This window comes from Rhodococcus sp. 06-1460-1B (assembly GCF_002258475.1).
GTDB lineage: Bacteria > Actinomycetota > Actinomycetes > Mycobacteriales > Mycobacteriaceae > Rhodococcoides > Rhodococcoides fascians.
The window spans coordinates 301,281-326,310 of record NZ_NOYS01000018.1 but is presented as its reverse complement, the minus strand read 5'-3'; the positions used below and the strand labels follow the sequence as shown (position 1 = coordinate 326,310).

General features: G+C 64.2%; 27 protein-coding genes, 1 tRNA gene and 1 other RNA gene. 23 read left to right on the top strand and 6 right to left on the bottom strand.

What is annotated here, in order from left to right; genetic code table 11:
* Positions 1 to 4 precede the first annotated feature (4 nt).
* From smpB to CH268_RS07535, 14 genes are all read left to right on the top strand, one after another.
* Positions 5 to 478, top strand: a complete 474-nt coding sequence (gene smpB, locus CH268_RS07600; RefSeq protein WP_027496576.1) for an SsrA-binding protein SmpB — start codon at positions 5 to 7, stop codon at positions 476 to 478.
* 8 nt (positions 479 to 486) lie between these two features.
* Positions 487 to 1,341, top strand: a complete 855-nt coding sequence (locus tag CH268_RS07595; protein WP_072692108.1) for a DMT family transporter — start codon at positions 487 to 489, stop codon at positions 1,339 to 1,341.
* 31 nt (positions 1,342 to 1,372) lie between these two features.
* Positions 1,373 to 2,833: an SDR family NAD(P)-dependent oxidoreductase gene (locus CH268_RS07590; RefSeq protein WP_048320205.1), complete on the top strand. Its 1,461-nt coding sequence runs from the start codon at positions 1,373 to 1,375 to the stop codon at positions 2,831 to 2,833.
* Between the two features lie 65 nt (positions 2,834 to 2,898).
* Positions 2,899 to 3,269, top strand: a transfer-messenger RNA (tmRNA) gene (gene ssrA, locus CH268_RS07585).
* A gap of 115 nt (positions 3,270 to 3,384) precedes the next feature.
* A complete protein-coding gene (locus CH268_RS07580) occupies positions 3,385 to 4,077 on the top strand; it encodes an alpha/beta hydrolase (protein ID WP_094663130.1) in 693 nt (230 codons plus the stop codon).
* Positions 4,056 to 5,342 carry an NAD(P)/FAD-dependent oxidoreductase gene (locus tag CH268_RS07575; protein ID WP_217900900.1) on the top strand — a complete coding sequence of 429 codons (1,287 nt, stop codon included), beginning with the start codon at positions 4,056 to 4,058 and terminating at the stop codon, positions 5,340 to 5,342. Before CH268_RS07580 ends, CH268_RS07575 begins: the two co-directional genes overlap by 22 nt.
* Positions 5,333 to 6,112 carry a DUF1365 domain-containing protein gene (locus tag CH268_RS07570; protein WP_094715278.1) on the top strand — a complete coding sequence of 260 codons (780 nt, stop codon included), beginning with the start codon at positions 5,333 to 5,335 and terminating at the stop codon, positions 6,110 to 6,112. Before CH268_RS07575 ends, CH268_RS07570 begins: the two co-directional genes overlap by 10 nt.
* Positions 6,109 to 7,410 (top strand): SAM-dependent methyltransferase, encoded by a 1,302-nt coding sequence (locus CH268_RS07565; protein WP_094663126.1) that lies wholly within the window; start codon positions 6,109 to 6,111, stop codon positions 7,408 to 7,410. Before CH268_RS07570 ends, CH268_RS07565 begins: the two co-directional genes overlap by 4 nt.
* The gene (locus CH268_RS07560) at positions 7,407 to 8,732 is read left to right on the top strand and encodes an SAM-dependent methyltransferase (RefSeq protein WP_094663124.1); all 1,326 of its coding nucleotides are present in this window, start codon (positions 7,407 to 7,409) and stop codon (positions 8,730 to 8,732) included. The genes CH268_RS07565 and CH268_RS07560 overlap by 4 nt, the downstream gene beginning before the upstream one ends.
* A complete protein-coding gene (locus CH268_RS07555) occupies positions 8,729 to 9,520 on the top strand; it encodes a DUF1295 domain-containing protein (protein WP_094663122.1) in 792 nt (263 codons plus the stop codon). The genes CH268_RS07560 and CH268_RS07555 overlap by 4 nt, the downstream gene beginning before the upstream one ends.
* Positions 9,521 to 9,609: 89 nt before the next feature.
* Positions 9,610 to 11,250 carry a phosphoglucomutase (alpha-D-glucose-1,6-bisphosphate-dependent) gene (gene pgm, locus CH268_RS07550; protein ID WP_027496584.1) on the top strand — a complete coding sequence of 547 codons (1,641 nt, stop codon included), beginning with the start codon at positions 9,610 to 9,612 and terminating at the stop codon, positions 11,248 to 11,250.
* A gap of 77 nt (positions 11,251 to 11,327) precedes the next feature.
* Positions 11,328 to 12,485 (top strand): MFS transporter, encoded by a 1,158-nt coding sequence (locus CH268_RS07545; RefSeq protein WP_045841964.1) that lies wholly within the window; start codon positions 11,328 to 11,330, stop codon positions 12,483 to 12,485.
* Positions 12,486 to 12,510: 25 nt separating this feature from the next.
* Positions 12,511 to 13,257: a DsbA family protein gene (locus CH268_RS07540; protein ID WP_176457865.1), complete on the top strand. Its 747-nt coding sequence runs from the start codon at positions 12,511 to 12,513 to the stop codon at positions 13,255 to 13,257.
* 126 nt (positions 13,258 to 13,383) lie between these two features.
* Positions 13,384 to 13,456: transfer RNA gene (locus tag CH268_RS07535), tRNA-Ala, on the top strand.
* Between the two features lie 114 nt (positions 13,457 to 13,570).
* Here CH268_RS07535 and CH268_RS07530 read toward each other — a convergent pair.
* Positions 13,571 to 13,915, bottom strand: a complete 345-nt coding sequence (locus CH268_RS07530) for a histone-like nucleoid-structuring protein Lsr2 (protein ID WP_094663216.1) — start codon at positions 13,913 to 13,915, stop codon at positions 13,571 to 13,573.
* A 549-nt stretch (positions 13,916 to 14,464) separates the two neighbouring features.
* On the opposite strand from CH268_RS07530, the gene CH268_RS07520 reads away from it, so the two are divergent.
* Both CH268_RS07520 and CH268_RS07515 read left to right on the top strand, forming a co-directional pair.
* On the top strand, positions 14,465 to 15,550 hold the full coding sequence (locus CH268_RS07520; RefSeq protein WP_255182313.1) for an N-acetylmuramoyl-L-alanine amidase: 1,086 nt from the start codon (positions 14,465 to 14,467) through the stop codon (positions 15,548 to 15,550).
* Positions 15,551 to 15,561: 11 nt separating this feature from the next.
* The gene (locus tag CH268_RS07515; protein ID WP_094663119.1) at positions 15,562 to 16,620 is read left to right on the top strand and encodes a CobW family GTP-binding protein; all 1,059 of its coding nucleotides are present in this window, start codon (positions 15,562 to 15,564) and stop codon (positions 16,618 to 16,620) included.
* A 5-nt stretch (positions 16,621 to 16,625) separates the two neighbouring features.
* Here the strand turns inward: CH268_RS07515 and CH268_RS07510 are convergent, their stop codons facing one another.
* The 3 genes from CH268_RS07510 to CH268_RS07500 are packed head-to-tail and all read right to left on the bottom strand — an operon-like array spanning position 16,626 to position 19,226.
* The gene (locus CH268_RS07510; protein ID WP_027496591.1) at positions 16,626 to 17,039 is read right to left on the bottom strand and encodes a molybdenum cofactor biosynthesis protein MoaE; all 414 of its coding nucleotides are present in this window, start codon (positions 17,037 to 17,039) and stop codon (positions 16,626 to 16,628) included.
* Positions 17,032 to 18,039 carry a bifunctional molybdenum cofactor biosynthesis protein MoaC/MoaB gene (moaCB, locus tag CH268_RS07505; protein ID WP_027496592.1) on the bottom strand — a complete coding sequence of 336 codons (1,008 nt, stop codon included), beginning with the start codon at positions 18,037 to 18,039 and terminating at the stop codon, positions 17,032 to 17,034. The genes CH268_RS07510 and moaCB overlap by 8 nt, the downstream gene beginning before the upstream one ends.
* Positions 18,036 to 19,226, bottom strand: a complete 1,191-nt coding sequence (locus CH268_RS07500; protein WP_094663117.1) for a molybdopterin molybdotransferase MoeA — start codon at positions 19,224 to 19,226, stop codon at positions 18,036 to 18,038. The genes moaCB and CH268_RS07500 overlap by 4 nt, the downstream gene beginning before the upstream one ends.
* A 179-nt stretch (positions 19,227 to 19,405) precedes the next feature.
* Here CH268_RS07500 and moaA point away from each other — a divergent pair, with 179 nt between their 5' ends.
* Together moaA and CH268_RS07490 are read left to right on the top strand one after the other, a co-directional pair.
* Positions 19,406 to 20,458, top strand: a complete 1,053-nt coding sequence (gene moaA / locus CH268_RS07495) for a GTP 3',8-cyclase MoaA (protein WP_255182320.1) — start codon at positions 19,406 to 19,408, stop codon at positions 20,456 to 20,458.
* 31 nt (positions 20,459 to 20,489) lie between these two features.
* Positions 20,490 to 20,735 carry a MoaD/ThiS family protein gene (locus tag CH268_RS07490; RefSeq protein WP_094663113.1) on the top strand — a complete coding sequence of 82 codons (246 nt, stop codon included), beginning with the start codon at positions 20,490 to 20,492 and terminating at the stop codon, positions 20,733 to 20,735.
* A 30-nt stretch (positions 20,736 to 20,765) separates the two neighbouring features.
* On the opposite strand, the gene nadE is transcribed toward CH268_RS07490, so the two are convergent.
* Entirely contained in the window at positions 20,766 to 21,611 is an 846-nt protein-coding gene (gene nadE, locus CH268_RS07485; RefSeq protein WP_094663111.1) for an ammonia-dependent NAD(+) synthetase, read from the bottom strand.
* A 12-nt stretch (positions 21,612 to 21,623) separates the two neighbouring features.
* Between nadE and CH268_RS07480 the strand changes: the two genes are divergently transcribed.
* Positions 21,624 to 22,460 (top strand): fructosamine kinase family protein, encoded by an 837-nt coding sequence (locus CH268_RS07480; protein WP_094663109.1) that lies wholly within the window; start codon positions 21,624 to 21,626, stop codon positions 22,458 to 22,460.
* A gap of 10 nt (positions 22,461 to 22,470) precedes the next feature.
* Here the strand turns inward: CH268_RS07480 and CH268_RS07475 are convergent, their stop codons facing one another.
* Positions 22,471 to 23,070: a TetR/AcrR family transcriptional regulator gene (locus tag CH268_RS07475; protein WP_027496598.1), complete on the bottom strand. Its 600-nt coding sequence runs from the start codon at positions 23,068 to 23,070 to the stop codon at positions 22,471 to 22,473.
* A 104-nt stretch (positions 23,071 to 23,174) separates the two neighbouring features.
* On the opposite strand from CH268_RS07475, the gene CH268_RS07470 reads away from it, so the two are divergent.
* The 4 genes from CH268_RS07470 (at position 23,175) to nrdI (ending at position 25,029) form a co-directional block, all read left to right on the top strand.
* On the top strand, positions 23,175 to 23,741 hold the full coding sequence (locus CH268_RS07470) for an NAD(P)H-dependent oxidoreductase (RefSeq protein WP_032383451.1): 567 nt from the start codon (positions 23,175 to 23,177) through the stop codon (positions 23,739 to 23,741).
* A 43-nt stretch (positions 23,742 to 23,784) separates the two neighbouring features.
* Positions 23,785 to 23,907: a type B 50S ribosomal protein L36 gene (gene ykgO / locus CH268_RS07465; RefSeq protein WP_027496600.1), complete on the top strand. Its 123-nt coding sequence runs from the start codon at positions 23,785 to 23,787 to the stop codon at positions 23,905 to 23,907.
* A 402-nt stretch (positions 23,908 to 24,309) separates the two neighbouring features.
* Positions 24,310 to 24,543 carry a redoxin NrdH gene (locus CH268_RS07460; RefSeq protein WP_027496601.1) on the top strand — a complete coding sequence of 78 codons (234 nt, stop codon included), beginning with the start codon at positions 24,310 to 24,312 and terminating at the stop codon, positions 24,541 to 24,543.
* A gap of 24 nt (positions 24,544 to 24,567) precedes the next feature.
* Entirely contained in the window at positions 24,568 to 25,029 is a 462-nt protein-coding gene (nrdI, locus tag CH268_RS07455) for a class Ib ribonucleoside-diphosphate reductase assembly flavoprotein NrdI (RefSeq protein WP_027496602.1), read from the top strand.
* Position 25,030: the final 1 nt, after the last annotated feature.

Here is a 25,030-nt window from a genome sequence, read left to right as displayed (position 1 = left end):
TGCAGTGAGAGAGAAGGGCCGCAAGGCCATTGCGACCAATCGCAAGGCACGGCACAACTACTCCATACTCGACGTCGTCGAGGCCGGAGTCGCGCTCGTCGGCACCGAGGTCAAGAGCCTGCGCGACGGCAAGGCCTCCCTCGTCGACGCCTTCGCGACCGTCGACGACGGCGAGATCTGGCTGCGCGGGCTGCACATCGCGGAATACACGCTCGGAAGTTGGACCAACCATGCGCCGCGTCGAAACCGCAAACTTCTTCTCCATCGTCGCGAGATCGACCGCCTGGCCGGCAAGGTCAAAGAGGGAAACCTGACGTTGGTGCCGCTGTCGATGTACTTCTCGGACGGCAAGGTCAAGGTCGAACTGGCGTTGGCCAAGGGCAAGCAGGACTACGACAAGAGACAGTCGTTGGCCAAGCGCACCGCCGAACGCGAAGTCACTCGTGAGCTCGGGCGTCGAGTGAAGGGCATGCGCTGACCGCTGTTCTGCTCGCTCTGGTAGCTGCCGTGGGCTACGGGGTGAGCGATTTCGTCGGCGGTGTCGCGTCCCGTCGAGTCGCCGCCCTGCGGGTGGTCATCGTGTCCTACCCGCTGTCGCTCGTCATCGTGTTGCTCGTCGCTCCGTTCGTCGGCGGGACCATCGAACTCCCTGCGATGCTGTGGGGCCTGGCGTCGGGTGTGGCGGGCGGCGTCGCCGTGTGGTGGTTCTATCTCGCGCTCGCGGCCGGGCCGATGGCAGTGGTGTCCCCGGTGACGGCTGTGTTGGTCGCCGGGATCCCGGTTCTGGTCGGGTTGTCGATGGGTGAGCGTCCCGGCGTCATCGCCTTCGTGGGCATCGCCGTTGCCCTGGTGGCCGTCGTGCTGGTCAGCAAAGAGTCACCGGACGAGGTGACCGGCGAGGTCGCGGGCGGCCGCGACATGAAGTTCACCCGCACCGTGGCCTGGCTTACGGTCGGGTCGGGTGTGACGTTCGCCTTCGCCTTCATCTTCCTGCATCAGATCGGTGACGGCAGTGGGCTGTGGCCCCTCGCGGCGTCCCGCGCATCGGCCACCGCGGTGGTCTGGGCCGTGGCGTTGGCGTCGGGGCATTTCGCACCGCCCCACGGCAGCGTGCTCAAACTTGCCGCGTTCGTCAGCGTGCTCGACGTGGTCGCCAACGCCGCGATGATCTACGCGTACGAGGGCGGTCTGCTGTCGTTGGTGAGCGTCATCGCTTCGCTGTATCCGGCTGCGACGGTGTTGCTGGCGATGGTGATGCTCGGCGAACGGGTCGGCGCACTACAGAAGGTGGGAATGGCGTTGGCGCTCGGGGCAATCGCGATGATCGCGCTCGCGGGTTGAACTTGCCCGCGCACGGGTAATGAACCCGTTTATGACTGCTTCCGGTTCTACCTCCGATGTCCCCACATCCGAGAACGCGTCGTCTCGGCCGCGTGTGCTGGTCACCGGTGCCACGGGATACCTGGGCGGTCGTCTGGCACCGCGCCTGCTCGACGAGGGTTACCGAGTTCGCGTGTTGGCTCGGACCCCGAGCAAGCTCGACAACGTTCCGTGGGCGGCGGACGTCGAGATCGTCCAGGGTGACCTGAGTGATCGGGAGTCACTGAAGGAGGCGCTCAGCGACGTCGACGTCATGTACTACCTGGTGCACTCGATGGGCACCGCGGGCCATTCCGATTTTGCCGACACCGAACGCGACAGCGCCGAGAACGTAGCCACCGTCGCAGCGGATTGCGGCGTCGGTCGCATCGTGTACCTCGGGGGCCTGCATCCGCCGACGGGTGAGCTGTCGCCACACCTGAAGTCACGCGCCGAGGTCGGTCGTATTCTGATCGAGTCGGGTGTCCCGACGATCGTGCTGCAGGCGGGCGTCGTCATCGGGTCCGGTTCGGCCTCGTTCGAGATGATTCGCCACCTGACCAATCGGTTGCCGGTGATGACCACCCCACGGTGGGTGCACAACCGTATTCAGCCGATTGCCGTACGCGACGTGCTGCACTACCTCATCGGGGCCGCGAGCGCTCCGGTCACCGAATCCCGCACGTACGACATCGGCGGGCCGGACGTCATGCAGTACGGCGAGATGATGAACATCTACGCCGACGTGGCCGGTCTGCGCCAGCGTCGCATCATCGTGCTGCCGGTGTTGACGCCTCGTCTGGCCGGTCACTGGATCGGGTTGGTGACGCCGATTCCGCGCGGATTGGCGATGCCCCTGATCGAATCGTTGCAGTACGACGCCGTCGGTCACGAGATGGATATCGACGCCGTCGTTCCACGTCCGGCCGAAGGCTTGACGGGCTACCGAGATTCGGTACGGCTGGCTCTACGCAAGATCGACGACGGCGAAGTCGAGACACGGTGGACCGACGCCACCGGAACTGCGGCCCCGTCGGATCCGCTTCCCTCCGACCCCGATTGGGCTGGAGAGGTCGTCTACACCGATACCCGGGTGGCCCGAAGCAGCGCGCGTTCGAGCACCATTCGGCCCGCGCTCGAACGATTGGCCGACGCCGAGGTGCTCACCGGTTGGCACCGCGACGCCACGGGGCCGGATGCGTCCGCCTCGGGAACCGAACACACCACCCGGCTGAAGTCGTCACGACGGCTGCCGGGAGAGGCGTGGTTGGATCTCACGGTCGGTGGCACCGCCAAGCAGCCGACGATCGAACAGCGACTCGTGTTCTTTCCTCGCGGATTGGCCGGGCGAGCCGTGTGGTACGCGTCGTTGCCCGTACGCAGGGCCGTTGCTCGTCGAATGCTGCGGACAGTAGTGGAACGAGTCGAGTCCGACGCCGGTGCAGCCGCGGCGCAGGGACCTGCCGGCCGTTAACGGGATGAATATGGCCGATCGACGCGTTACACTGAACAGCCCGGGCACGGTGTCCGGGAACATACGGGGCTGAACGGTTTCGACTTTGTATGTTGAGTCAGGGGAAGCGTGTCGGTGCAGGCGAGAGACCACCGTAAGCGTCATCGCAACCTTATAAGCGCCGATTCCAATCAGCGCGACTACGCACTCGCTGCCTAAGTAGCGACTGCGTGTCTGTCAGTCCGGGCTTGCCCTCGGCCCGGGTACTGGCATCAGCTAGAGGGCTCACCGATTCATCCGGCCGCGGGATGATGAGGAACATCAAACAGTGGCTGGGATCGTCATCCTGACTTGTTCGCGAGATCGGGAGATCCAAGTAGAGGCATAGCGGACTGCACACGGAGAAGCCCTGGCAATGCAGCAGAGGACCCGGGTTCGATTCCCGGCAGCTCCACTGTGAAGGCCGGGCCGAGAGACTTTCTCTCGGCCCGGTCTTTTTTGTGTCGGACACCTCACAAACACTGCTGTCGACCCGGTCCCACCCGGAGGGGGCTCGGTGCCGAATAGAGGGCATGAGCAACCAGCGGACCCCAGTTCTCTACACGGGGAAGCGGCTGTCGTCGCCGTCGATGGTGGTATTGGTTCTGAGCGGTGGCAAGGACGTGAGTCGCGCGCGCAGCAGGCCGTGGCACCTGGCGGGGTTGAGAATGTGGCCCTTCACCTGGACGCTTCGGCGGGCCGGACGTAGCCGCGATATTTCGGTCCAACAACTGCGATATCGGTTCCGCGGCTGGAACGCCCCCGAACGGACGCCGGTAGAGGACGCGCGGTGGGCGCTGCGCCGCATTCGTGACCGCAATCCCGAAGTTCCTGTGGTCGTGGTGGGTCACTCGATGGGTGGGCGCACAGCTGCCGCGCTGATCGACGACCCGTCGATCGCGGGTGTCGTTGCGCTTGCTCCGTGGTGGCCGCAGGGTACGGAGGCCGACGGATTCGACGAGAAGCGCACGCTGCTCGTGGTGCACGGAACTGCCGACCGGTGGACCGACCCGCGAACCTCCCGTCGCGCGACCGAACGCGCGATGGCGAACGGTGCCGACGCCGAATATTTCTCGGTGCCTGGAGGCCATTTCATGCTGCGTGATCCGCGCGTGTGGTCGCGCGTCACTCGTGACTTCGTTCTCCGTATCGCCGACGAGTCAAGAGTGCGAACCGATTCGAGCGAATCCGGTGCGTCGACGGGCTGCAGGGGAGAATCGTCGTGACCCGCCGTGTTGCCGTCGTGGGCAGCGGGGTGGCCGGCCTCACGGCGGCATACGCGCTGTCCAAGAACTCGTCGGTGACGTTGTACGAGGCCGACCCTCGGCTCGGCGGCCATGCCGACACCCACTTCGTGGACGGCCCCGGTGGTCCGGTGGGCGTCGACACCGGGTTCATCGTGCACAACGACCGCACGTATCCGACGCTGCTCCGTCTGTTCGACGAGCTCGACGTGCCGACGCAGGATTCGGACATGAGCATGTCCGTTCGGTGCGACGGCTGCGGGCTCGAATACTCGGGCGGACAGGGAATGCGGGGCATTCTCGCGCAGCGGACCGCGGTCCTGCGGCCTCGCTTCGTCTCGATGCTGCTCGACGTCAAGCGATTTCATCGTCTGGCGACCGAGCTACTCGAGCGCGAGGACGCCGCGGACACCGAGACGACGCTCGCTCAATTCTTGGAGCAGCACTCGTTCTCCGCATACTTCGAATCCCACTTCATGACACCGTTGGTGTCCGCGGTGTGGTCGTGCGATCCGGACACTGCTCTCGCCTACCCGGCTCGCTACCTGTTCACTTTTCTCCGCCACCACGGAATGCTCACCGTCACAGGATCTCCCACCTGGCGTACCGTCACCGGCGGGTCGATCGAATACGTTCGTCGGGTTGCGGAGCACATCGACGAGGTGTTGCTCGACAATCCGGTACATGCTGTCTACCGGTCCGTGGATTCGGTGCAGATCCGGGACGGCCACGACGACCTGCGCACGTTCGACGCCGCCGTGATCGCAGTCCATCCCGGTGCCGCGCTGAAGATGCTCGCGGAGCCGACTGCGCTCGAACACAGCGTTCTCGGAGCTATGCCGTATTCGGTCAATCACACTGCACTGCACACCGACTCGTCGGTGCTGCCACGAAACATCAGAGCGAGAGCGTCGTGGAACTACCACCTGCCGTCCTGTAGCGCCAAACCCGATCGAGTTCTGGTCAGCTACGACCTGACGAGGTTGCAGCGATTGGGTGACAGCGATCGAAGGATGCTGGTCACCCTCGGGGGAGCAGATCGCATCGACCCGAACACGGTGCTCGACGAGATGACCTACGAGCACCCGCAGTACACCCCCGAATCCGTCGCAGCGCAGCGTCGGCTGCCCGAATTGGACACCGATACGGTGTCGTTCGCCGGGGCGTACCACGGGTGGGGATTCCACGAGGACGGTGCGTTGTCCGGAGCGCGCGCCGCGCAACGGGTGGGGGCCTCGTGGCTCTGACGTCGGTTCTGCCGAACACCCGGGCGCACGGGGCGGCGCTGTATCTCACTCGGATCGATCACGTCCGACGAGCACCGATACGAAATACGTTCTCGTACAAGAGCTACAGCTGGTTCGTCGACCTCGACGCACTTCCCGAACTGCCGCGGATCCTGCGGCCACTCGCTTCATTCGATTCCCGCGACCACATGGGTGACCCTGGTGCCACCATTCGCCAGAACGTCGATGCCTTCGTGGCAGAGAGCGGAATCGATCTCGGCGGCGGTCGCATCACGATGTTGGCCAGCGCGCGGGTGTTCGGGCACACGTTCAACCCATTGACTGTGTACTGGTGTCACGACCGCGACGGAGACCTCGGCTGCGTGGTGGCCGAGGTGCACAACACCTACGGCGAGCGATACCGGTATCTGTTGGACACCGGTCGTCACGGCGAGGCACGGACTGCCAAAGAGTTCTACGTCTCACCGTTCAACGACGTCGACGGCGAGTACTCCATGCAGCTGCCCGAGCCGGACGCCACACTCCGGCTGTCGATCGTCCTCGAACGTCTCGGCCACCCTCCGTTCGTGGCGACCGTCGTCGGCCGTCGCCGCCAGGTGACGACGCGATCGATTCTTCGTACCGCACTCGAGATCCCGATGGCACCGCTGCGAGTGGTGATACAGATTCGCTGGCAGGGCATTCGGCTCTGGGCGCGGGGTCTGAAGATCGTGCAGAAACCTGCCCCTCCGGGGGCGCGGAGAGTTCAGAAGGAAGGAGCTCACAGATGACAACGGTGTCTCGAACCGATTCCGTGTCGCACCCGTCCGGTGCCGGGCCGCGCCCGCTCGTCGATCCTCGGGTCTGGCCCCAGATCGCCCACGTTCCCGGTGGCGTGAAAGTTGCGGTCGCCGCGCCCGTTGCCGACTTTCTCTTCCGTCGTGCGGTCGCGGGATTGCAGGTCCGAGTCGCGATGCCGGACGGCACAATGATCGGGGCCGGATCGTCCGACGCACCGTTGATGACGGTCTATCGGCCACACGACTTCGCCGCGCGCGTCGGCGACAGCGGCCTCATCGGATTCGGTGAGGCATACATGGCCGGAGACTGGGATGCCGAGGATCTCACCGCTGTGCTCGAGGTCTTCGCTCGTCGAATGGCGTCGCTGATTCCCAATTCCTTGCAGCGACTCCGTGGGCTCTACGTCCCGAAACCTCCACGGAGTGAACGCAATACGACGAAGAACACTCGATCCAACATTTCGCGTCACTACGATCTGTCGAACGAGCTGTTCGAGCTCTTCCTCGACGAGACCATGACCTACTCGAGTGCGTTGTTCGCCGGATCGGGACCCGACGACAGCATGGAGCTCGCCGACGCCCAGCGCCGAAAGATCGACCGGCTACTCGATCGCGCAGGCGTCGGCGAAGGAACCAGGGTCCTCGAGATCGGCACCGGATGGGGCGAGCTGGCCATCCGCGCAGCCGCTCGTGGTGCGACGGTCCGGTCGGTGACACTGTCTGTCGAGCAGCAAGAGCTCGCGCGTAAGCGTTGTGCCGCTGCGGGTTACGCGGATCGAGTGCAGATCGATCTTCTCGACTATCGTCTGGTCGACGGGGAGTACGACGCCATCGTGTCGGTCGAGATGATCGAGGCCGTCGGGCATCAGTATTGGAGAACGTACTTCGAGACGATCGACTCGTTGCTCGCGCCGGGCGGTCGGGTTGCGCTGCAGGCGATCACGATGCCACACGACCGGATGCTGGCCACCCGAAACACCTACACCTGGGTACACAAGTACATCTTTCCCGGAGGTTTCCTGCCGTCGGTGCGGGCAATCGAGGAGGTGACCGAGCAGCGCACCTCGCTCCGGGTTCGGGAGCGCCTGTCCATGGGTGACCACTACGCGCGCACCCTCGCGCTGTGGGACAGTCGATTCCGTGAATATCGCTGTGAGGCAGAAGCTCTCGGATTCGACGAGGTGTTCGCGCGTATGTGGCACTTCTACCTGTGTTATTCGGAGGCCGGGTTTCGATCCGGGTACCTCGATGTTCAGCAGATCGTGCTCGACCGAAGGGACAAGCGATGATTGCCTCGACACTTACCGCAGACCGGACCGAGCGCGGCGTCGGAGTCGCGCATCGGATCGCCGAGTTGATAGAACCCCTGGTGGGTGGTCCGCTTCCCGTTCGGCTGCACGCGTGGGACGGATCCGTCGCAGGGGATGCCTCGGCACCGAGAGTGCTGTTGCGAAGTCCGAATGCCCTTCGTCGATTGCTCTGGAGCCCGGGTGAACTCGGTGCTGCGCAGGCGTACGTCACCGGAGAGTTGGACGTCGACGGCGACCTTGCTGCAGCTCTCGATCACGTCTGGGGTGTGGTGCGTGAGCGTCGACTCGCGGCCGTTCGCCCGGGGCCGGCGTCGCTACTGCGGTTGGCGAAACTGGCCAAGGATCTCGGAGTGTTCGGCCGCCCATTGCCGCCGCCGGTGTCGCAGGCCTCGGTGAAAGGACGGCTGCATTCGGTGCTCCGTGACCGCGCTGCGATCAGCCACCACTACGACCTGTCGAACGACTTCTACGAACTCGTCCTCGATTCCCACATGGCGTATTCCTCCGGATACTGGACGTCCGACTCGGCCGACTACACGCTCGACGATGCCCAACGAGACAAGCTCGATCTCGTCTGTCGCAAGGTCGGTTTGGACAAGAAGCCAGGTCAGCGGTTTCTCGACGTCGGCTGCGGCTGGGGTTCCCTGAGTCTGCATGCGGCTCAGGAGTACGGCGCGCAGGTCGTCGGAGTGACCATCTCGCGCGAACAGAAAGCCTTCATAGACAAGCGAATCGCCGACCGGGGACTGCAGGACAACGTCGAGATCCGAATCCAGGACTACCGGGAGATTCCGGACGGTCCGTTCGACGCAGTGGCGTCGATCGAGATGGGCGAGCATGTGGGAGAAGCCAATTACCCGACCTACACCGCCGCACTGCATGCCAACGTGAAACCCGGCGGACGCGTACTGATTCAGCAGATGTCGCGGAGGGAGGGCGACAACCCCGGCGGCGGCGCGTTCATCGAATCGTTCATCGCGCCCGACATGTTCATGCGTCCGGTCGGGCGGACCGTGGCCATGATCGAGGAGGCCGGACTCGAGGTTCGCGACGTCCATGCTCTGCGCGAGCATTACGTGCGGACCGTCGATGTCTGGACGGAGCGCTTCGAGGCGCGGTACGACGACGTGGTGGCGATGGTCGGGGAAGAGGTCGCCCGCGTATGGCGGCTGTACCTGATAGGCGGTGGAATGGCGTTCCGGGACAACAGAATGGGCGTCGATCAGATTCTCTCGGTTCGGTCCGGTAACGGTCCGTCCGACATGGAACCGGTGCGGCCTACCTGGACGACGGTCGGATGAACTGGTCGGACTTGTTGACCGTATCGCTCGCGAGCCTCGGCGGTACCGCTCTCCTGATGATCGTCACCGCGCTCATCGGTGCGCGTATCGGAAGGCACAACGTCGTGGATGTGACGTGGGGCGGCGGCTTCGTGCTCATCGCGCTGATCGCGGCTGCGACCGGAACAGGTGATGCGTGGCGTCGAGTCCTGCTGCTCGTCCTGGTCGGAGTGTGGGGGCTTCGTCTCGCAGTGCACGTCTGTCGGCGTTCACGTGGACACGGTGAAGATCCGCGATACACCGAACTGCTCTCCAAGGCGACCGGAAACACAACCTTGTATGCCCTGCGCAAGATCTATCTGACGCAGGCAGTCGCACTGTGGTTCGTGTCCCTGCCGTTGCAGGTGTCCGCTGTCGCACATGGTTCGGTAGTGGCCGTCGTCGTCCTCGGCGTGCTGGTCTGGATGCTCGGATGGACGTTCGAGGCAGTGGGCGACGCGCAATTGAAGGAGTTCAAGGCCGACGCGTCGAACAAGGGCAAGATCATGGACCGAGGTCTGTGGGCCTGGACGCGGCATCCCAATTACTTCGGCGACTCGGCAGTGTGGTGGGGACTGTTCCTCGTCTCGGCCTCGGCGTGGCCTGGGGTGTTCACGATTCTGTCGCCCGTCGCGATGACGTACTTCTTGGTGTTCGCCACCGGGGCTCGGCTGTTGGAACGGACCATGGAGAAGCGTCCGGGGTATCGCGAATATCAGCAGCGAACCAGCTATTTTCTGCCACGGCCACCGAAACGGCAGAGCAAGTAGCTCGCGGGTGGGGCAGCGGCGTTAGGGTTGAACGAGAAATTCGGTTCGTCGACCGGATTCGGTTCGTTCGAGGATTGAGGAGGCGCATCGTGGCGCACGAGAGAGCTGGAACCACTGCACTGCCGGAGGATCTGGTCGATCTCTCGCAACTCGTCACGGCGTACTACTCGCGCATTCCGGACGTGTCGGAGCCGAGTCAGCAGGTCGTGTTCGGGACCTCGGGTCATCGAGGTTCGAGCCTGGATTCGGCGTTCAACGAGGCGCACATCGTCGCGACCACGCAGGCCATCGTGGAATATCGTTCCGCGCAAGGCATCACCGGGCCACTGTTCATCGGTCGAGACACCCATGCATTGTCCGAGCCCGCGTGGACGACGGCTCTGGAGGTGTTGGCAGCCAACGACGTCGACGTTCTGGTCGACTCGGGGGATCGCTACACCCCGACGCCCGCCGTCAGTCATGCCATTCTCCGGTACAACGAGTCGGGGCCGACCGCGAAAGCCGACGGCATCGTGGTCACACCGTCCCACAATCCGCCGCGTGACGGCGGGTTCAAGTACAACCCTCCGCACGGTGGACCGGCCGACAGCGATGCGACGTCGGTGATCGCTGCCCGCGCCAACGAGCTTCTCCGCGAGGGCATTACCGGAATCAAGCGTGTGACTCTCGCGCAGGCGTTCGCGGGAAGCGTCTCGCGGTACGACTTCCTCGGCACCTACGTGGACGACCTCCCGAACGTGCTCGATCTCGATGCGATCCGCGCCGCCGGAGTTCGCATCGGTGCGGATCCGCTCGGCGGTGCCAGTGTCGACTACTGGGATGCGATCGCCGAACGACACAACCTCGATCTGACCGTCGTCAATCCGTTGGTCGACGGCACGTTCCGCTTCATGACGTTGGACACGGACGGCAAGATCAGAATGGACTGCTCGTCGCCGAACGCGATGGCATCACTCATCGCTGCGCGGGATCGATTCGACATCGCCACGGGCAACGACGCCGACTCCGATCGACACGGCATCGTCACTCCCGACAGTGGTCTGATGAACCCCAATCACTACCTCGCGGTCGCGATCGACTATCTGTTCACCCACCGACCCGGGTGGTCACCGACCGCGGCAGTCGGCAAGACGCTGGTGAGTTCCTCCATGATCGATCGCGTCGTCGCCGGTCTCGGACGAAAGCTGCTCGAGGTCCCGGTCGGGTTCAAGTGGTTCGTGCCGGGGCTGCTCGACGGCGAGCTCGGCTTCGGCGGCGAGGAGAGCGCCGGTGCCTCGTTCCTGCGGCACGACGGCCGAGTGTGGACCACGGACAAGGACGGAATCATTTTGGCGCTGTTGGCCTCGGAGATCACCGCGGTCACCGGATCGACACCGTCGCAACGCTACGCAGAATTCACAGCCGAGTACGGCGACCCGTCGTACGCCCGCGTCGATGCTCCGGCAACCAGGGAGCAGAAGGCTGTGCTCGCGAAGTTGTCGCCCGACCAGATCACAGCCACCGAATTGGCGGGGGAGCCGATCACCGCGACGCTGACCGAGGCTCCCGGAAACGGGGCCGCACTGGGTGGGCTGAAGGTGACAACGGAGAGCGCCTGGTTCGCAGCTCGTCCGTCGGGAACCGAGGACGTCTACAAGATCTACGCGGAGTCGTTCCAGGGCAAGGAACACCTCGCCGAGGTCCAGGCTGCCGCACGTGAATTGGTCTCGTCCGCTCTCGAGAGCTCGTGACCGACTCACCGACACCCGACCACGACAGCTCGGCCCCCGAGCCGGCATTCCAACCCGGAGGCAAACTCCCTCCGGAGATCTGGGTACTGGTCTCGGCAGCGTTCGTCATCGCCCTCGGATTCGGCATCGTCGCGCCTGCCCTGCCGCAGTTCGCGCGAGAATTCGGCGTCGGATACACGGCCGCATCGGCAGTGATCAGTGCCTTCGCCCTCATGCGGTTGCTATTCGCACCGGCGAGCGGCGCTCTGGTTCAGCGCCTCGGCGAACGACCCGTCTACCTGATCGGACTGTTGATCGTGGCGGTCTCCACCGGTGCGTGCGCTCTGGCTCAGACGTACTGGCAGCTGCTGGTGTTTCGCGGACTGGGCGGAATCGGGTCGACGATGTTCTCGGTGTCTGCTCTCGGACTGCTGATCAGAATCAGTCCACCTACCAGTAGAGGCCGCATCTCCGGGCTGTACGCGACCGCTTTCTTGCTGGGAACCATCGGTGGTCCGCTCGTCGGCGGCGCGCTCGTCGGTTTCGGTCTGCGGGTGCCGTTCGTCATCTATGCCGTGGCTCTGGTGATCGCCGCTGCCGTCGTGTACTTCACCCTCGGCAATTCCGATCTGGTCAAGCCGGAGAAGGGAACTGCGCCGCCGACGATGTCGTTGCTCGCTGCTCTGCGAATCCCGTCCTATCGGGCCGCGCTGGCGTCGAATTTCGCGAACGGATGGGCCGTGTTCGGTGTCCGAGTGGCGCTGGTGCCGTTGTTCGTCGTCGAGGCAATGCAGCGGTCCGAGGTGTTCGTCGGGATTGCTCTCACGGTGTTCGCAGTGGGTAACGCACTGGTTCTCACCACTGCCGGTCGCCTGTCCGACGTACGCGGACGCAAACCGTTCATGCTGGGCGGTTTGGCGGTGTGCGGCCTGGGAACGGTCGTGATGGGCTATGTCCACGATCCGGTGTTGTTCCTCGCGGTGTCGTTGATCGCCGGAATCGGATCGGGCCTGATGAGTCCTGCCCAGCAGGCCTCGGTCGCCGACGTAATCGGCTCCAAGGCCCGTGGAGGACCCGTGCTGGCTGCCTTCCAGATGGCGTCCGACGTGGGCGCGGTGATCGGCCCGATCGTGGCCGGAATGATCGTGGAACGGGTCTCGTTCGGTCCGGCTTTCGCCGTGACGGGCGCACTGCTTCTACTGGCGGGGTTGTGGTGGTCGCGCGTTCCGGACACCCTCGAGCGCGAGCGCAGCTGACGGATTCGTCCGTAGTATTCGCTCTGTGAGCGAGAAGAAGACATCCAGCACGAAACACACTCCGCAGGCCTCGTCGAATACCGTGACGTACATTCTGGGCGGTATTGCAATCCTCGTGGTGGTCGCGGTCGTCGTGGTCGCGATCCTGTGGCAGCGAGGCAGTGACGCGCCCCGGAACGACGGGTACGGGTCGGTCAAGAATCCCGACGTCGAATTGTCGTTGCCGGGAGACGGTGTCGTCGTATTGGCTCGTCCGGGCGCGCAGCGCGTCATCGATATCTACGAGGACCCGATGTGCCCATTCTGCAGTGATCTCGAGGTGAAGCACGGCCAGGAATTGGCTCAGAAAATCGACGACGGCGTTGTCTCGGTCAACTACCACCTGATCAATTTCCTCGATGCGAGCTCGGCCTCGGGTGACTATTCGACGCGGGCCGTTGCGGCGTCGCACTGCGTGGCCGCCACCGAGAATGCGCGGGTCTACTCGGCTTTCCACGCCGCGCTGTTCGACCCGGAATTCCAGCCGGAGGAAGGAAGCGACTCCGACCGAACCGATGCCGAGCTGGCGGAGCTGGCAACGTCGAACGGAGCGAGCGATCTTGCGGTGGAGTGCATCACCACGGGCGCTCAGCGTGACTCAGCGGTGGCGGACGCGACGACCGGTCGGGACGCCTTGGCCGCATCGGGTGCACGCGGAACTCCGGGTGTTCTGGTGGACGGACAGGTGGTCGACGCGCTGGGCGACTCGGAATGGCTGGCTACGGTCGGCTGATCGGGGTCGAGCGCGGGGGCCCGTACCGGAGCATCGAGTACGGGCCGCACCAGCTGATTTGTTGCTGCCGCGAGCGATGGTGTAACTTCGTTCGAGCAACCGCATGAGCGGGAGCACGCAGTACTCGGGGCTATGGCGCAGCTGGTAGCGCACCACACTGGCAGTGTGGGGGTCAGGGGTTCGAGTCCCCTTAGCTCCACCGAGAAAGCAAAAGCGCCGCCCATCGGGCGGCGCTTTTGTTGTGTCTATGGCTTCGGCCACCGAATCGGCGTCTGCAGCGTGAGTCCTGAGACGCCGATTCGGAAGGCAGGAGTCAGTGAGCTGCGTCGAACGCCTGCTCCACTTCGGCGGGTATTCTTCCGCGCGCAGAAATGTTGTGGCCGTTCGCCTTCGCCCATTCTCTGATGGCTTTGGTCTGATTGGCGTCGCTCTTCGCCCCGGTGGCCGGGGAAGTCGACTTCTTCTGTCGCTTTCCGCCCACCTTCGTCGAGTGCTCGATGTAATAGTCGAGCTTGCGGTGGAATTCTTTGGCGTTCTTGTCGCTCAGATCGATTTCGTAGCTGACTCCGTTGACCGAATAGGTTATGTGTTCGCCACCGGATTCGATCGGTTTTTCGTCGATGTCATCGACTAGTTGCACATAGACTTTTCTGGCCATGCTGAAGCTCTCCAATGGTGCAGGGAATGATGCGGGGGGATGTCCAGATCGAACTGTGTCGACTATACGGCCGAACAATGTGTATATCCATGCTGGCCGATCGATTGTTACCGGTTTCGCAGCATTGCCACAGAATCTGCAGATGTATTCGTCGAAACCGACGTGGCGCAGGCATTAAGTGTGTGCGCAGTGCGAGGGATCGCTGTTGCGGTGAACAAAGACAAACTGTCCGGTATTCATAGGAAATTCGTTCTCGGGGTCGGTTCGAGCCGGCGGCCGGTTTCGGAGTTTCGCGGCACTGGTGTCGCCGTCGTGGGAAACATGAGAAGGCTGGGCAGATCGCAACGAATCGATCACGAAATGCACTCCTTTGGCTAACGAAATTCGATCAGGGACTCGAATGGTTCGATCTCTGGTTCACTCGAGCAGCAAGTGTCTGTTGTGACGCACGGTAGCTCCTGATGCCAATGGGAACCGCGTGGCTCGACGGCGTCCGAGGTGCCGAGAGGGGAGTGGCGCGACCGGCTCCACCGGAGCGCCCACGAGTCGATGAAATCTTCACGAACAGCCGGGTCGGCTGCGGTGACGCTGATGTGCGCAGGTCTACTGGGTGCTGGGGCGCTCGTCGGCGCACCGGCATCGGCCGACCCGTCCACGCCCGCCACCGCGCCGTCGGCGACACCCGGCACGGAATCGGCCGGACGAGAGTTGACGGGAAAGACGGTCTTTCTCGATCCGGGTCACCAGGGCACAGCTCACTCGGAGAATCTGCAACGGCAGGTCGACGACGGGCGCGGCGGTACCAAGGATTGCCAGACCACGGGCATGACCACGGTGGACGGGGTGCCGGAGCACACCATCAACTGGAAGGTCTCGGAGCTGGTTCGGTCCAGTCTGGAGAGTCTCGGTGCGACGGTGAAGACCAGCCGCGTCGACGACACCGGATGGGGCGGGTGCGTCGACGATCGGGCTCGCGCTGCCAGCGCGTCCGGAGCCGATGTGGCCGTCAGCATTCATGCGGACTCGACGAGCACGACGACCGACACCGACAAGCACGGATTCCATCTGATCGTGCCGACACTGCCGATTCCGAATGCGGCGGCCGATGCGGCTCAGTCGGAGGGCGGGCGCTCGGCCTCGAAGCTGATGAGAGATTCCTACGTTCGCGCCGGGTTCGATCCCGCCAATTACTCGGGCGTCGTCGACGGGATCCAGGAACGATCCGACGTCGCGGGGCCCGCACTGACGACTGTTCCGTTGGTGTTCGTCGAGATGGGCAATGGTTCCAACCCGGACGACGCGGCGGTGCTCGAGGGCTCGGACGGTCAGGTGAAGCATGCGATCGCCATCGCCACCGGCATCATCGACTATCTTCTCGGAGCCGAGGCTGCCTCGTCGCCGGATGTCGCAGTTTCCACCGCCTCTGCGCCGACACCGACGAGCGCGACTGTTCCCGCAGCTACGTCGACGTCCGTAGCGGGTCGTAGTGCCTTGTCTCGACTGCTCGAAAGCGTCTCGCCGTATGTCGAATCGTTCGGTGTCGACGGATTGAAGGGATTGGTGACCGACGAGAACGTCAGCAGCGTCTCCACCTTCGCTCGAGGCCTCCTGAATCGAATTCTCGCCGCCCGGTAGTCTCGACCGGCGTGGCGCGTCGACGAATTCCGGTGGTGATCGTTGCCGGCTTTCTGGGTGCCGGCAAGACCACTCTGCTCAATCATCTGTTGCGCAGCGATGCGGGAATTCGGATCGGCGTCGTGGTCAACGATTTCGGTGCGATAAACATCGATTCCATGCTCGTTGCAGGACAGGTCGATTCGATGGTGTCACTGGGCAACGGATGCATCTGCTGTGCGGTGGACATCGCTGACATGGACGCGATGTTCGATACGCTGGCTCACCGCCGTTCGGCCATAGACGTGATCGTGGTGGAGGCCAGCGGATTGGCGGAGCCACGGAATCTCATTCGAATGGTGCGCGGCAGTGAGAACGAGTTCATCGTGTACGGCGGATTGGTGGGAGTCGTCGACGCGGTCGAATTCGCGGATACCCGCACCCTGCATCCCGAAATCGATCAGCATCTGCAATTGGCGGATCTGGTGGTACTGAACAAGTCCGACGCCGTCGAGGATTCGGAGCGCTCTGCGGTGGTGTCGACGGTTCGGTCCATTGTCGGCGACGTCCCTGTCGCAGCTGTGTCGTTCGGACGCGTCGATCCTCTGTTGTTGTTCGACCGGCCCCAGAACGGGCCGGTCGAATCCGCACTACCCGTGCAATTGTCTTTCGACGAACTGCTCCGCGAGCACCTCGACGACGACAGCTGCCACGAGCACGGACACCACCGACACCTGCATGCGCAGTACTCGCATACCGAGTTCGTCAGCACAGCAGCGATGGAGCCGCGTCGGCTGATCGAATTTCTCGAGAACCCGACCGGAAACCTCTACCGCATCAAGGGTGTCGTGCATTTCGACCTGCCGGGACACCAGCAGAAGTTCATCGTGCAGACGGTGGGGCGACACATCCGGTTCGAGAGTGCAGCGTGGTCACGGGGTGAAGCCCAGCAGACATCACTGGTGCTGATCGGCACCGAACTCGACGCGGACGCGGTCGAACATCGACTGCGGGCCTGCGTGCGCGGCCCTGACGACGCAGTCGACGCCTCGGCCATGTTGCCTGTCCATCGATACCTCGAGCCGGCGTAGGTCTTCTACAGTCCGACCCATTCGGTGCGCCCGCCTTCGAAGCCCTGCCGTTTCCAGATGGGTACCTCGGCCTTGATGCGTTCGACCAGTCGGGCGCACGCCTCGAACGCCTCGGCGCGATGAGCCGATCCGACTGCGGCCACGAGCGCGAGATCGCCGACCCGCAAGTCCCCGACGCGATGCACGGCAGCGACCGCAAGACCGGTTTCGGACGAGACCTCCGAGCAGCATCGGCTCAAGAAGCGTTCCGCATCGGGGTGGGCGCGGTATTCGAGAGTTTCCACGGCGTGGCCACCGTCGTGGTCACGAACGATTCCGCTGAACAGCACCACGGCACCGTGGTGCGAATCCTGTACCGCGGCCTCTACCTCGGCGGTCGTCAGCGGCTCGTTCGAGATGCGGGCGACGAGTTCAGTCATCGTGGGGTCCTCCTCCTGAGATCTGGGCGAGTACATGATCGAGGAGCGGATCGAGAACGGCCAAGCCGTCTTTCACGCCTCCCGGTGATCCGGGCAAATTGACGACGAGGGTACGTCCGATCAACCCGGACACTCCGCGACTCAGCACCGCGTGCGGCGTCGCGGAGGTTCCCTTGGTGCGGATCTGGTCTGCTATTCCTGGCATCTCGATGTCGAGCAGTGCCGCCGTGGCCTCCGGAGTTGCATCGGTAGGGGAGACGCCGGTTCCGCCGGTCGAGATGATCAGCGACGGCTCGCCGCGTAGCGAGTCGCGCAGTCCGGCCTCGATGTCGGCATCGGCGTACACCAGCGGGCCGCGCACCGCGAAGCCCCGATCGGTCAGCCAGGATGCGATGGACGGGCCGGTGGTGTCCGGGCGGGTTCCGCGAGCACCGCCGGTGGAGGCCACGAGCACGACCGCCGACTTCGTCCCCTCCGACGGCCGAGCGTCGTCGTCGGGGGCGGTCGCCTTTGCATCACGCTGCCAATGCCCGTGCTTACCACCGTCTTTGGTGATCAGCCGGACGCCGTTCATCGTTGCACCCGGGTCGACCGCCTTGACCATGTCGTGCAGGGTCAACCCGGCAACCGCGACGGCGGTGAGGGCTTCCATCTCGACGCCGGTCCTACCGGTCGTGCGCGCGGTGGCCTCGACCGTGATGGAGGTGTCGGTGAATCCGAAGGAGATTTTCACCGACGAGAGCGCGAGTTGATGGCACAGCGGAATCAGGTCGGACGTGCGCTTGGCAGCCGAGATACCGGCGATCCGAGCGGTCGCCAGGACATCGGCCTTCGGCATGCCGTCCGCCTGCACCAACCCGATGACCTCGGGCGTGGTGACGAACTCGCCGGCCGCCACAGCCGTTCGGGAGGTCTCTTTCTTGTGCGCCACATCGACCATGCGGGCACGGCCCTCGTCGTCCAGGTGCGACAGGGGGTTCTGCGGGACTTCGGTGGTCACAGCGGCCATGCCTCCACGGGTGATCCTGCGGCGAGTTCGGTTGTCTCGGCGGCGATGTCGATGAGCACGTCGGCCCACGCCAGTGCGGCCACCAGGTGGGACCCCGGTCCGGCGACCAGTTCGACCCGGCCGTCGTCACGCAATTTCCCGCGGAGCAGTTGACGCCTGCCCGGCGGCGAGGTGATCGACTGGAACAGAGTCGCAGGGCCCGACAGGACCGGTGGCAGGCCGGCCGATCGCCGAACGATGTTGCGCGCGAACATGATGTACGACACCACGGTGCTGACGGGGTTGCCCGGGAAACTCAGGACCGGGGTGCCGTCGAACATCGTGATGCCCTGCGGTCCACCCGGTTGCATCCGAACCGATCCGAACTGTCCACCCAGCGGCGCGAGAACGTCCTTGACCACCTCGAAGTCGCCCATCGACACTCCACCGGAGGTGATGATGAGCTCCGCCGATGCGGCTGCGGAGGTGAGGATGCTTCGGAAGCGTTCCGGATCGTCGGTGCTGCGTGCGACGGTGACCACGTCGGCACCGCTCGCGCGCAGGTGCGCGGCAAGAGTGATGCCGTTCGAGTCGAAGATCTGACCGGGCGAGAGCGTCTCGCCTGCGTCGGCCAACTCTGCTCCGGTGGTCACCACGGCCACACGAGGACGCGACCGTACGTCGACGGTGGCCAGTCCGACGGCCGCGAGAACCGAGATGTGCCGGGGCTCGAGCACTCTGCCCGCGTCGATCAGGATCGTTCCCGCGCGTACGTCGCTACCCTGTTCGCGCACGAATTCGCCTGCGACGCGGGCTCGTTCGACGGTCACCGCACCTGCGGTGGTCACCGTGGTGTCCTCCACGGGGACGATGGCGTCCGCTCCGTCGGGTATCGGTGCACCGGTCATGATCTTGGCTGCGCTACCGGGCGTGAGCGTCGAGGGTCGGGTGGGTCCGGCAGCGATGATCGTCGATACCGGAAGCGTCACGGGCGCAGACTGCACCGAGCGAGAATCGACCGCATAACCGTCCATCTGCGAATTCCGGAACAGAGGTAGATCGACGGGGGAGGTCACGTCGTGGAATGCCACCCGCCCCAGTGCGTCGGTCAGCGGCACTCGTTGGGCTGCTCGGGTGCCCAAGTCTGCGAGCAGCGACTCGATCGCTGCTGCGTGCTCCTCGACGGATACGGCGCTCACAGTGCGGGTCCGGTGATCGCTCGAGTGTGCTCAGCCGTCATGGCTGCCAATCCTAGGCACGCCGACACGACGGGCGCGTGTGGGCTGCGGCATACTGGGTAGACAAGCCGATGTGAGACATGCAGGAACAGACGGATTCGAGGTGTGAGGTGACGGTGGACAGTGTCACGTCCCTCGGGATCCCGCGTATCGGTGCAGCTTCCTCGGGGTCGTCGTTCGGCCCGGTGGACGATCGTCCCGACGTGCCGCATCTGATCGATCGATTCGGGCGGGTGGCACGCGATCTGCGCATCTCGATCACCGAGAAGTGCTCGCTGCGGTGCACGTACTGCATGCCGGAGGAGGGGCTGCCGGCAATTCCCACAGCCGACCTGCTGACCGCTGGCGAGATCGCTCGGGTCGTCTCGGTTGCCGTGCGCCTGTTGGGAATACGCGACGTGCGTTTCACCGGCGGCGAGCCTCTGATGCGTCGAGATCTGGACGAGATCCTTCGTTCGTGCTCCGCTGTGGCGGACGGCGTGCCGTTGTCCATGACCACCAATGCCGTCGGTCTCGAACATCGTGCGCAGGCCCTCGCCGAGGCCGGTCTGACGCGCGTCAACGTGTCGTTGGACTCGGTCGATCGCGAACAGTTCGCGCGCTTGACTCGACGCGATCGTCTGCCGTCGGTGCTGGCCGGCATCCGGGCGGCCAAGAAGGCGGGCATCGGTCCGGTGAAGGTCAATGCCGTACTGATGCGAGATACCCTCTCCGGGTCCGTGGATCTGCTCCGGTGGTGTCTGGACGAGGGGGTCGCGCTTCGATTCATCGAGCAGATGCCACTCGACGCCGATCACGAATGGGCCCGCAACAACATGATCGACGCCCAGACGTTGCTCGACGAGCTGTCCACTGCTTTCGATCTACGTGAAGTGGGTCGCGCCGATCCGTCCGCTCCCGCCGAAGAATGGAGCGTGGACGGCACGGAGGCGACCGTGGGAATCATCGCGTCCGTCACGCGCTCGTTCTGCGGCGACTGTGATCGAACGAGGCTCACTGCCGAGGGGACCATCAGGTCCTGCCTGTTCAGCGACGACGAGACGGATCTTCGCGCGGCGCTGCGGGGCGGTGCCACCGATTACGAGTTGGCAGCAGTATGGCGCGGAGCCATGTGGAACAAATGGGCCGGGCACGGCATCGACGCCGAGGGCTTCGTGCCACCGACCCGCAGTATGGGAGCAATCGGTGGTTGAGACACAGCCCAGCACGACCGGTAGTCGAACGATGCAAGTGGAGGTGCGGTACTTCGCAGCCGCCGTCGACGCGTCCGGCTGCGAGTCCGAACACCTCACTCTGCCGGCCGGTGCGACGCTGGGAGAATTGCGCGAGACCATCCGTTCTCGGTACGGAGCCCCGATGGAACCGATTCTGCGGGTGTCGGCGTATCTGGTCGGAGACGAGTTGACCCGCGATCTGGGTCGGTCCGTAGGCAGCAGAGTCGACGTACTGCCGCCGTTCGCCGGCGGCTGATCGTCACCGATCGCCGCCGACGAAGGTCGGTCAGTGACCGTTCTTCCACCAATCGTCGAACGGTGTCACCGGAACGGTTCGCTTGTGCCGCGTCGCGGCGAACATCTTCTCGAGTTTGTCGGCCACTTCCTCGGTGACATCTTTGCCTTCGAGGTAGTCGTCGATCTGCTCGTATGTGACGCCGAGTGCTTCCTCGTCGGGCAGAGCCGGTCGATCGTCTTCGAGATCCGCGGTGGGGACTTTGCGCCAGGTACTTTCGGGCGCACCGAGCTCGCGCAGCAGCGCAGCACCTTGTCGCTTGGTCAGGCCGGTCAGTGGCGTCAGATCCACCCCGCCGTCCCCGAACTTGGTGAAGAAGCCGGTCACCGCCTCGGCTGCGTGGTCGGTGCCGACCACCACATAGCCGAGTTCGCCGGCGATCGCGTACTGGGCGACCATGCGTTGACGAGCTTTGATGTTGCCGCGCACGAAATCTCGGACCTCGCCGGTTCCCAGAGCCTCGGCGGTCGCAGCGGCTGCGGCATCGGAGGCCGCCTTGATGTTCACCGTCACCGTGCGGTCGGGATCGATGAACTTCAGTGCGATCGCCGCGTCGTCCTCGTCGGCCTGCACACCGTAGGGGAGCCGTACGGCGACGAATTCGGCCTCGTGCCCGTCGGCTCGTAGTTCGGTCACCGCCCGCTGTGCGAGCTTGCCGGTGAGCGTGCTGTCCTGTCCGCCGCTGATCCCGAGTACGAAACCGGAGGCCGGGGTCGACGCGAGGTAGTCCTTGAGGAAGTCCACGCGCCTGCGGACCTCCGTCACCGGATCGATGGTCGACTGTACCGCCAGCTCACGCATGATTCCGGAGCGCAATTCCGAGTTGATGTGTCCCATCCGATCATCCTAATGACGAGTGCGGGTACGCGTTCGGGTCGAGAAGGATGCGTAGTGTCGTTCGACGTGAGCGGATCCACGGATACCTTCGTCAAGCGAGATACCCGCGCGCACCCGGACTTCTTCGAGGCCGAGGCGACGGGACTCGCGTGGCTCGGTGAGACAGGGGTGCCGGTCGTCGGTGTTCTCGATCGCGGACCGACGTTCATCGAACTCGAGCGGTTGACGGCCGCGCGTCCCACCGAGATCGCGGCCCGTCGATTCGGGCGCGCACTGGCCCGTATGCACGACGGCGGCGCGGCCGGATTCGGGGCTCCGCCGAATCGCTCGGACGGCACACCGTTTCCCGGGCAGTTGTTCATCGGCTCGCGGCCCATGACCAACACTGTCCACGCCACCTGGGGTTCGTTCTACGCCGCCGAGCGAGTGCTGCCGTTTCTGCGGATCGCGGTCGACGCCGGAAACGTGACGCAGTCCGAGGCGGCGACCGTCGAGGCGGCGTGCGGACGGGTGGCGGACGGCGAGTTCGACGACGGTGAACCGCCCAGTCGAATCCACGGAGACCTGTGGAACGGCAACGTCTTCTGGACCGATGCGGGTGTCGTGCTGATCGATCCCGCGGCACACGGCGGCCATCGCGAAACGGATCTGGCGATGGCGGCACTGTTCGGCTGTCCTCATCTGGACGCCATGGTCGACGGCTACGAGTCCGTGCACCCGCTGCGGACGGGGTGGCGCGACCGGACCGCCCTCCACCAGTTGCATCCTCTGGCCGTACATGCGGCCGGACACGGCCGTTCGTACGGAACTGCCTTGCATTCGGCGGCACTGTCGATCCTCGCGACGTGACCGACAACCGCTATGGGACGCGAGTTGCTCTGCGCACCAGATCTTCCCACCCGTCGGCCAGACGATCCATCGTCATTCCGAGGTCTCGGTACTGGTGCAGCACCAACGTGGCTTCCAGGGGTGTGAGCAGCCAGTAGGTGAGAAGTTCCAGGTCTCCCTCCACGCCGGCTGCACGGAGCAAAGACAGAACGTGTGTGAAATTGACCATGTGCGCCGGAGCCGAATACCGAGCGTCGGCCGAGCTTTCCGCGGCCCGCAGCACCTCACCTTGAACCCTGACGAACTCCAGCCGTGCCCGACCGAACGCGACAAGGCGGTCGATGGGATCGGCACCGGGCCCGAGCGGCGGTTCGCCGAACATGAACGAGCTCTGCAACATCTTCTCGGTGTGATCCAACAGGGCTCGCATCAACCCGGCGCGGTTGCCGAAGCGCCGGAACACGGTGCCTTTGCCGACGCCGGCCCTCGTTGCCACGGCCTCCATGGTGACGGCGTCGGCACCGAGGGTCGCCACCAGCTCCGTCGCCGCGTCGAGGAGCAGTCGGCGGTTGCGGGCAGCGTCACAGCGTTCGGAGTCTTCGCCTACTACGGGCAGCATCGGACCGGTCACCTGTTCAGGGTACCTCGCTGGGGAATACAAGTGGACCGCGGTCCGTTTGGATGGTATGAATTGACACGACGATCACGTCATCCGAACTTTCGAAGGAAGATTTCATGTCAGACGCACACGTACTCGTTCTCGTCGGAAGCCTGCGCGCCGAATCGGTGAACAAGCAGATTGCCGAGACTGCAGTCACCGTCGCACCGGCCGATGCCGAGATCGTGGTCTACGACGGGCTGGGCGACGTTCCCTTCTACAACGAGGACATCGACGTCGACGGCTCCGTGCCTGCGGCCGCCCTCGCTCTGCGCGCCGCTGCCGAGAAGGCTTCTGCGCTGCTGTTGGTCACGCCCGAATACAACGGCACCATTCCGGCCGTGTTGAAGAACGCCATCGACTGGCTCTCACGTCCCTACGGTGCCGGTGCCATGGTGGGCAAGCCGGTCGTGGTCATCAGCGCATCGCCGAGCGGCAACGGTGCCAAGTGGGCCCACGAGGATACGAGCAAGGCCGTCCGCATCGCCGGCGGATCCGTACTCGAGGACGTCCAGCTCTCCATCGGCGGCACCATCGACAAGTTCGGGGCCGCCCACCCGCGTGAGAACGCCGAGGTGTCCGGTGAGATCGGCCACGTCGTGGCCGAGTTGGTCAAGGCGTCGAAGGAACTCGTCAACGCGTGACCGCTTGATGGTATCGGGAATCGTTTTCATGTAGCATGGTCTCATGAAGGTGAGAAATTCTCTGAAATCGCTCAAGAACAAGCCCGGTGCCCAGGTGGTTCGCCGCCATGGGGTCGTGTTCGTGATCAACAAGAAGGAGCCGCGGTTCAAGGCGCGTCAACGCTGACGCTCGCGTGATCCACGTGACGGCCCCTCGGAGCAATTCCGAGGGGCCGTCGTCGTGCGCGGATGTCGTAGGGGAACGTCACTGTCGGGGCGACGGTCGGTAGTGATGAAAGACACCTCGTTTTGTGACGTCCGACACGCCGATGTGGGGTGGACGAGCGTCGGTCGCACGGCCGTGACCAGCGAATACCACGCATGTTGTTCGCAACATCTCGTGTTCTAGGCAGATGGGGGACACTAGGTGTAGTGTTTGACCCGCCGAGAGACCACAACTCGAAGAGCCCGAACGACGTGGGTTCGAGCAGGTCGCAGTCGCCCTGAGCGGGAGATGTTCTCGGTGCCACACGCAGAGCACATCGTCGCCATCGGTGCACCCGACGGCGACACCGGAAAGAGGGACACCATGAGCATCACCGTTTACACCAAGCCCGCCTGCGTCCAGTGCAATGCCACCTACCGCGCCCTCGACAAAGCGGGTATCGAGTACTCCGTCATCGACATCTCGCAGGACCCCGAGGCACGTGACTACGTCATGGCGCTCGGTTACCTGCAGGCCCCCGTCGTCGTCGCCGGTGACGACCACTGGTCCGGTTTCCGCCCGGATCGCATCAAGACCCTCGCGACGAACGCTGCTTGAACAGATCGAGAAAGTGAGTGAGCGGTGAGTTCACAACAGCAGTCCTCGAACTCACTCGTCTACTTCTCCAGCGCGTCGGAGAACACGCACCGTTTCGTATCGAAGTTGGATATCCCCGCGACGCGCATTCCCTTACGAGATCCGGACGGCACGTTTCGCGTCGACTCTCCCTACGTCCTGATCGTGCCGACGTACGGCGGAGGAACGACGTACGCCGGCCGCGACACCAACTACGTCCCCAAGCGTGTGATCAAGTTTCTCAACGACAAGCACAATCGATCGTTGATCAGAGCCGTCATCGCTGCCGGAAACACCAATTTCGGTGACTCCTTCTGCTTTGCCGGAGACGTCATCTCGCAGAAATGCGCGGTTCCGTATCTCTACCGCTTCGAATTGATGGGCACCCCCGAGGACGTAGTGCGAGTCCGCGAGGGACTCGAAGACTTCTGGGAACGGGAAGTCCGTCGCGCTGCCCACACGCACTGAG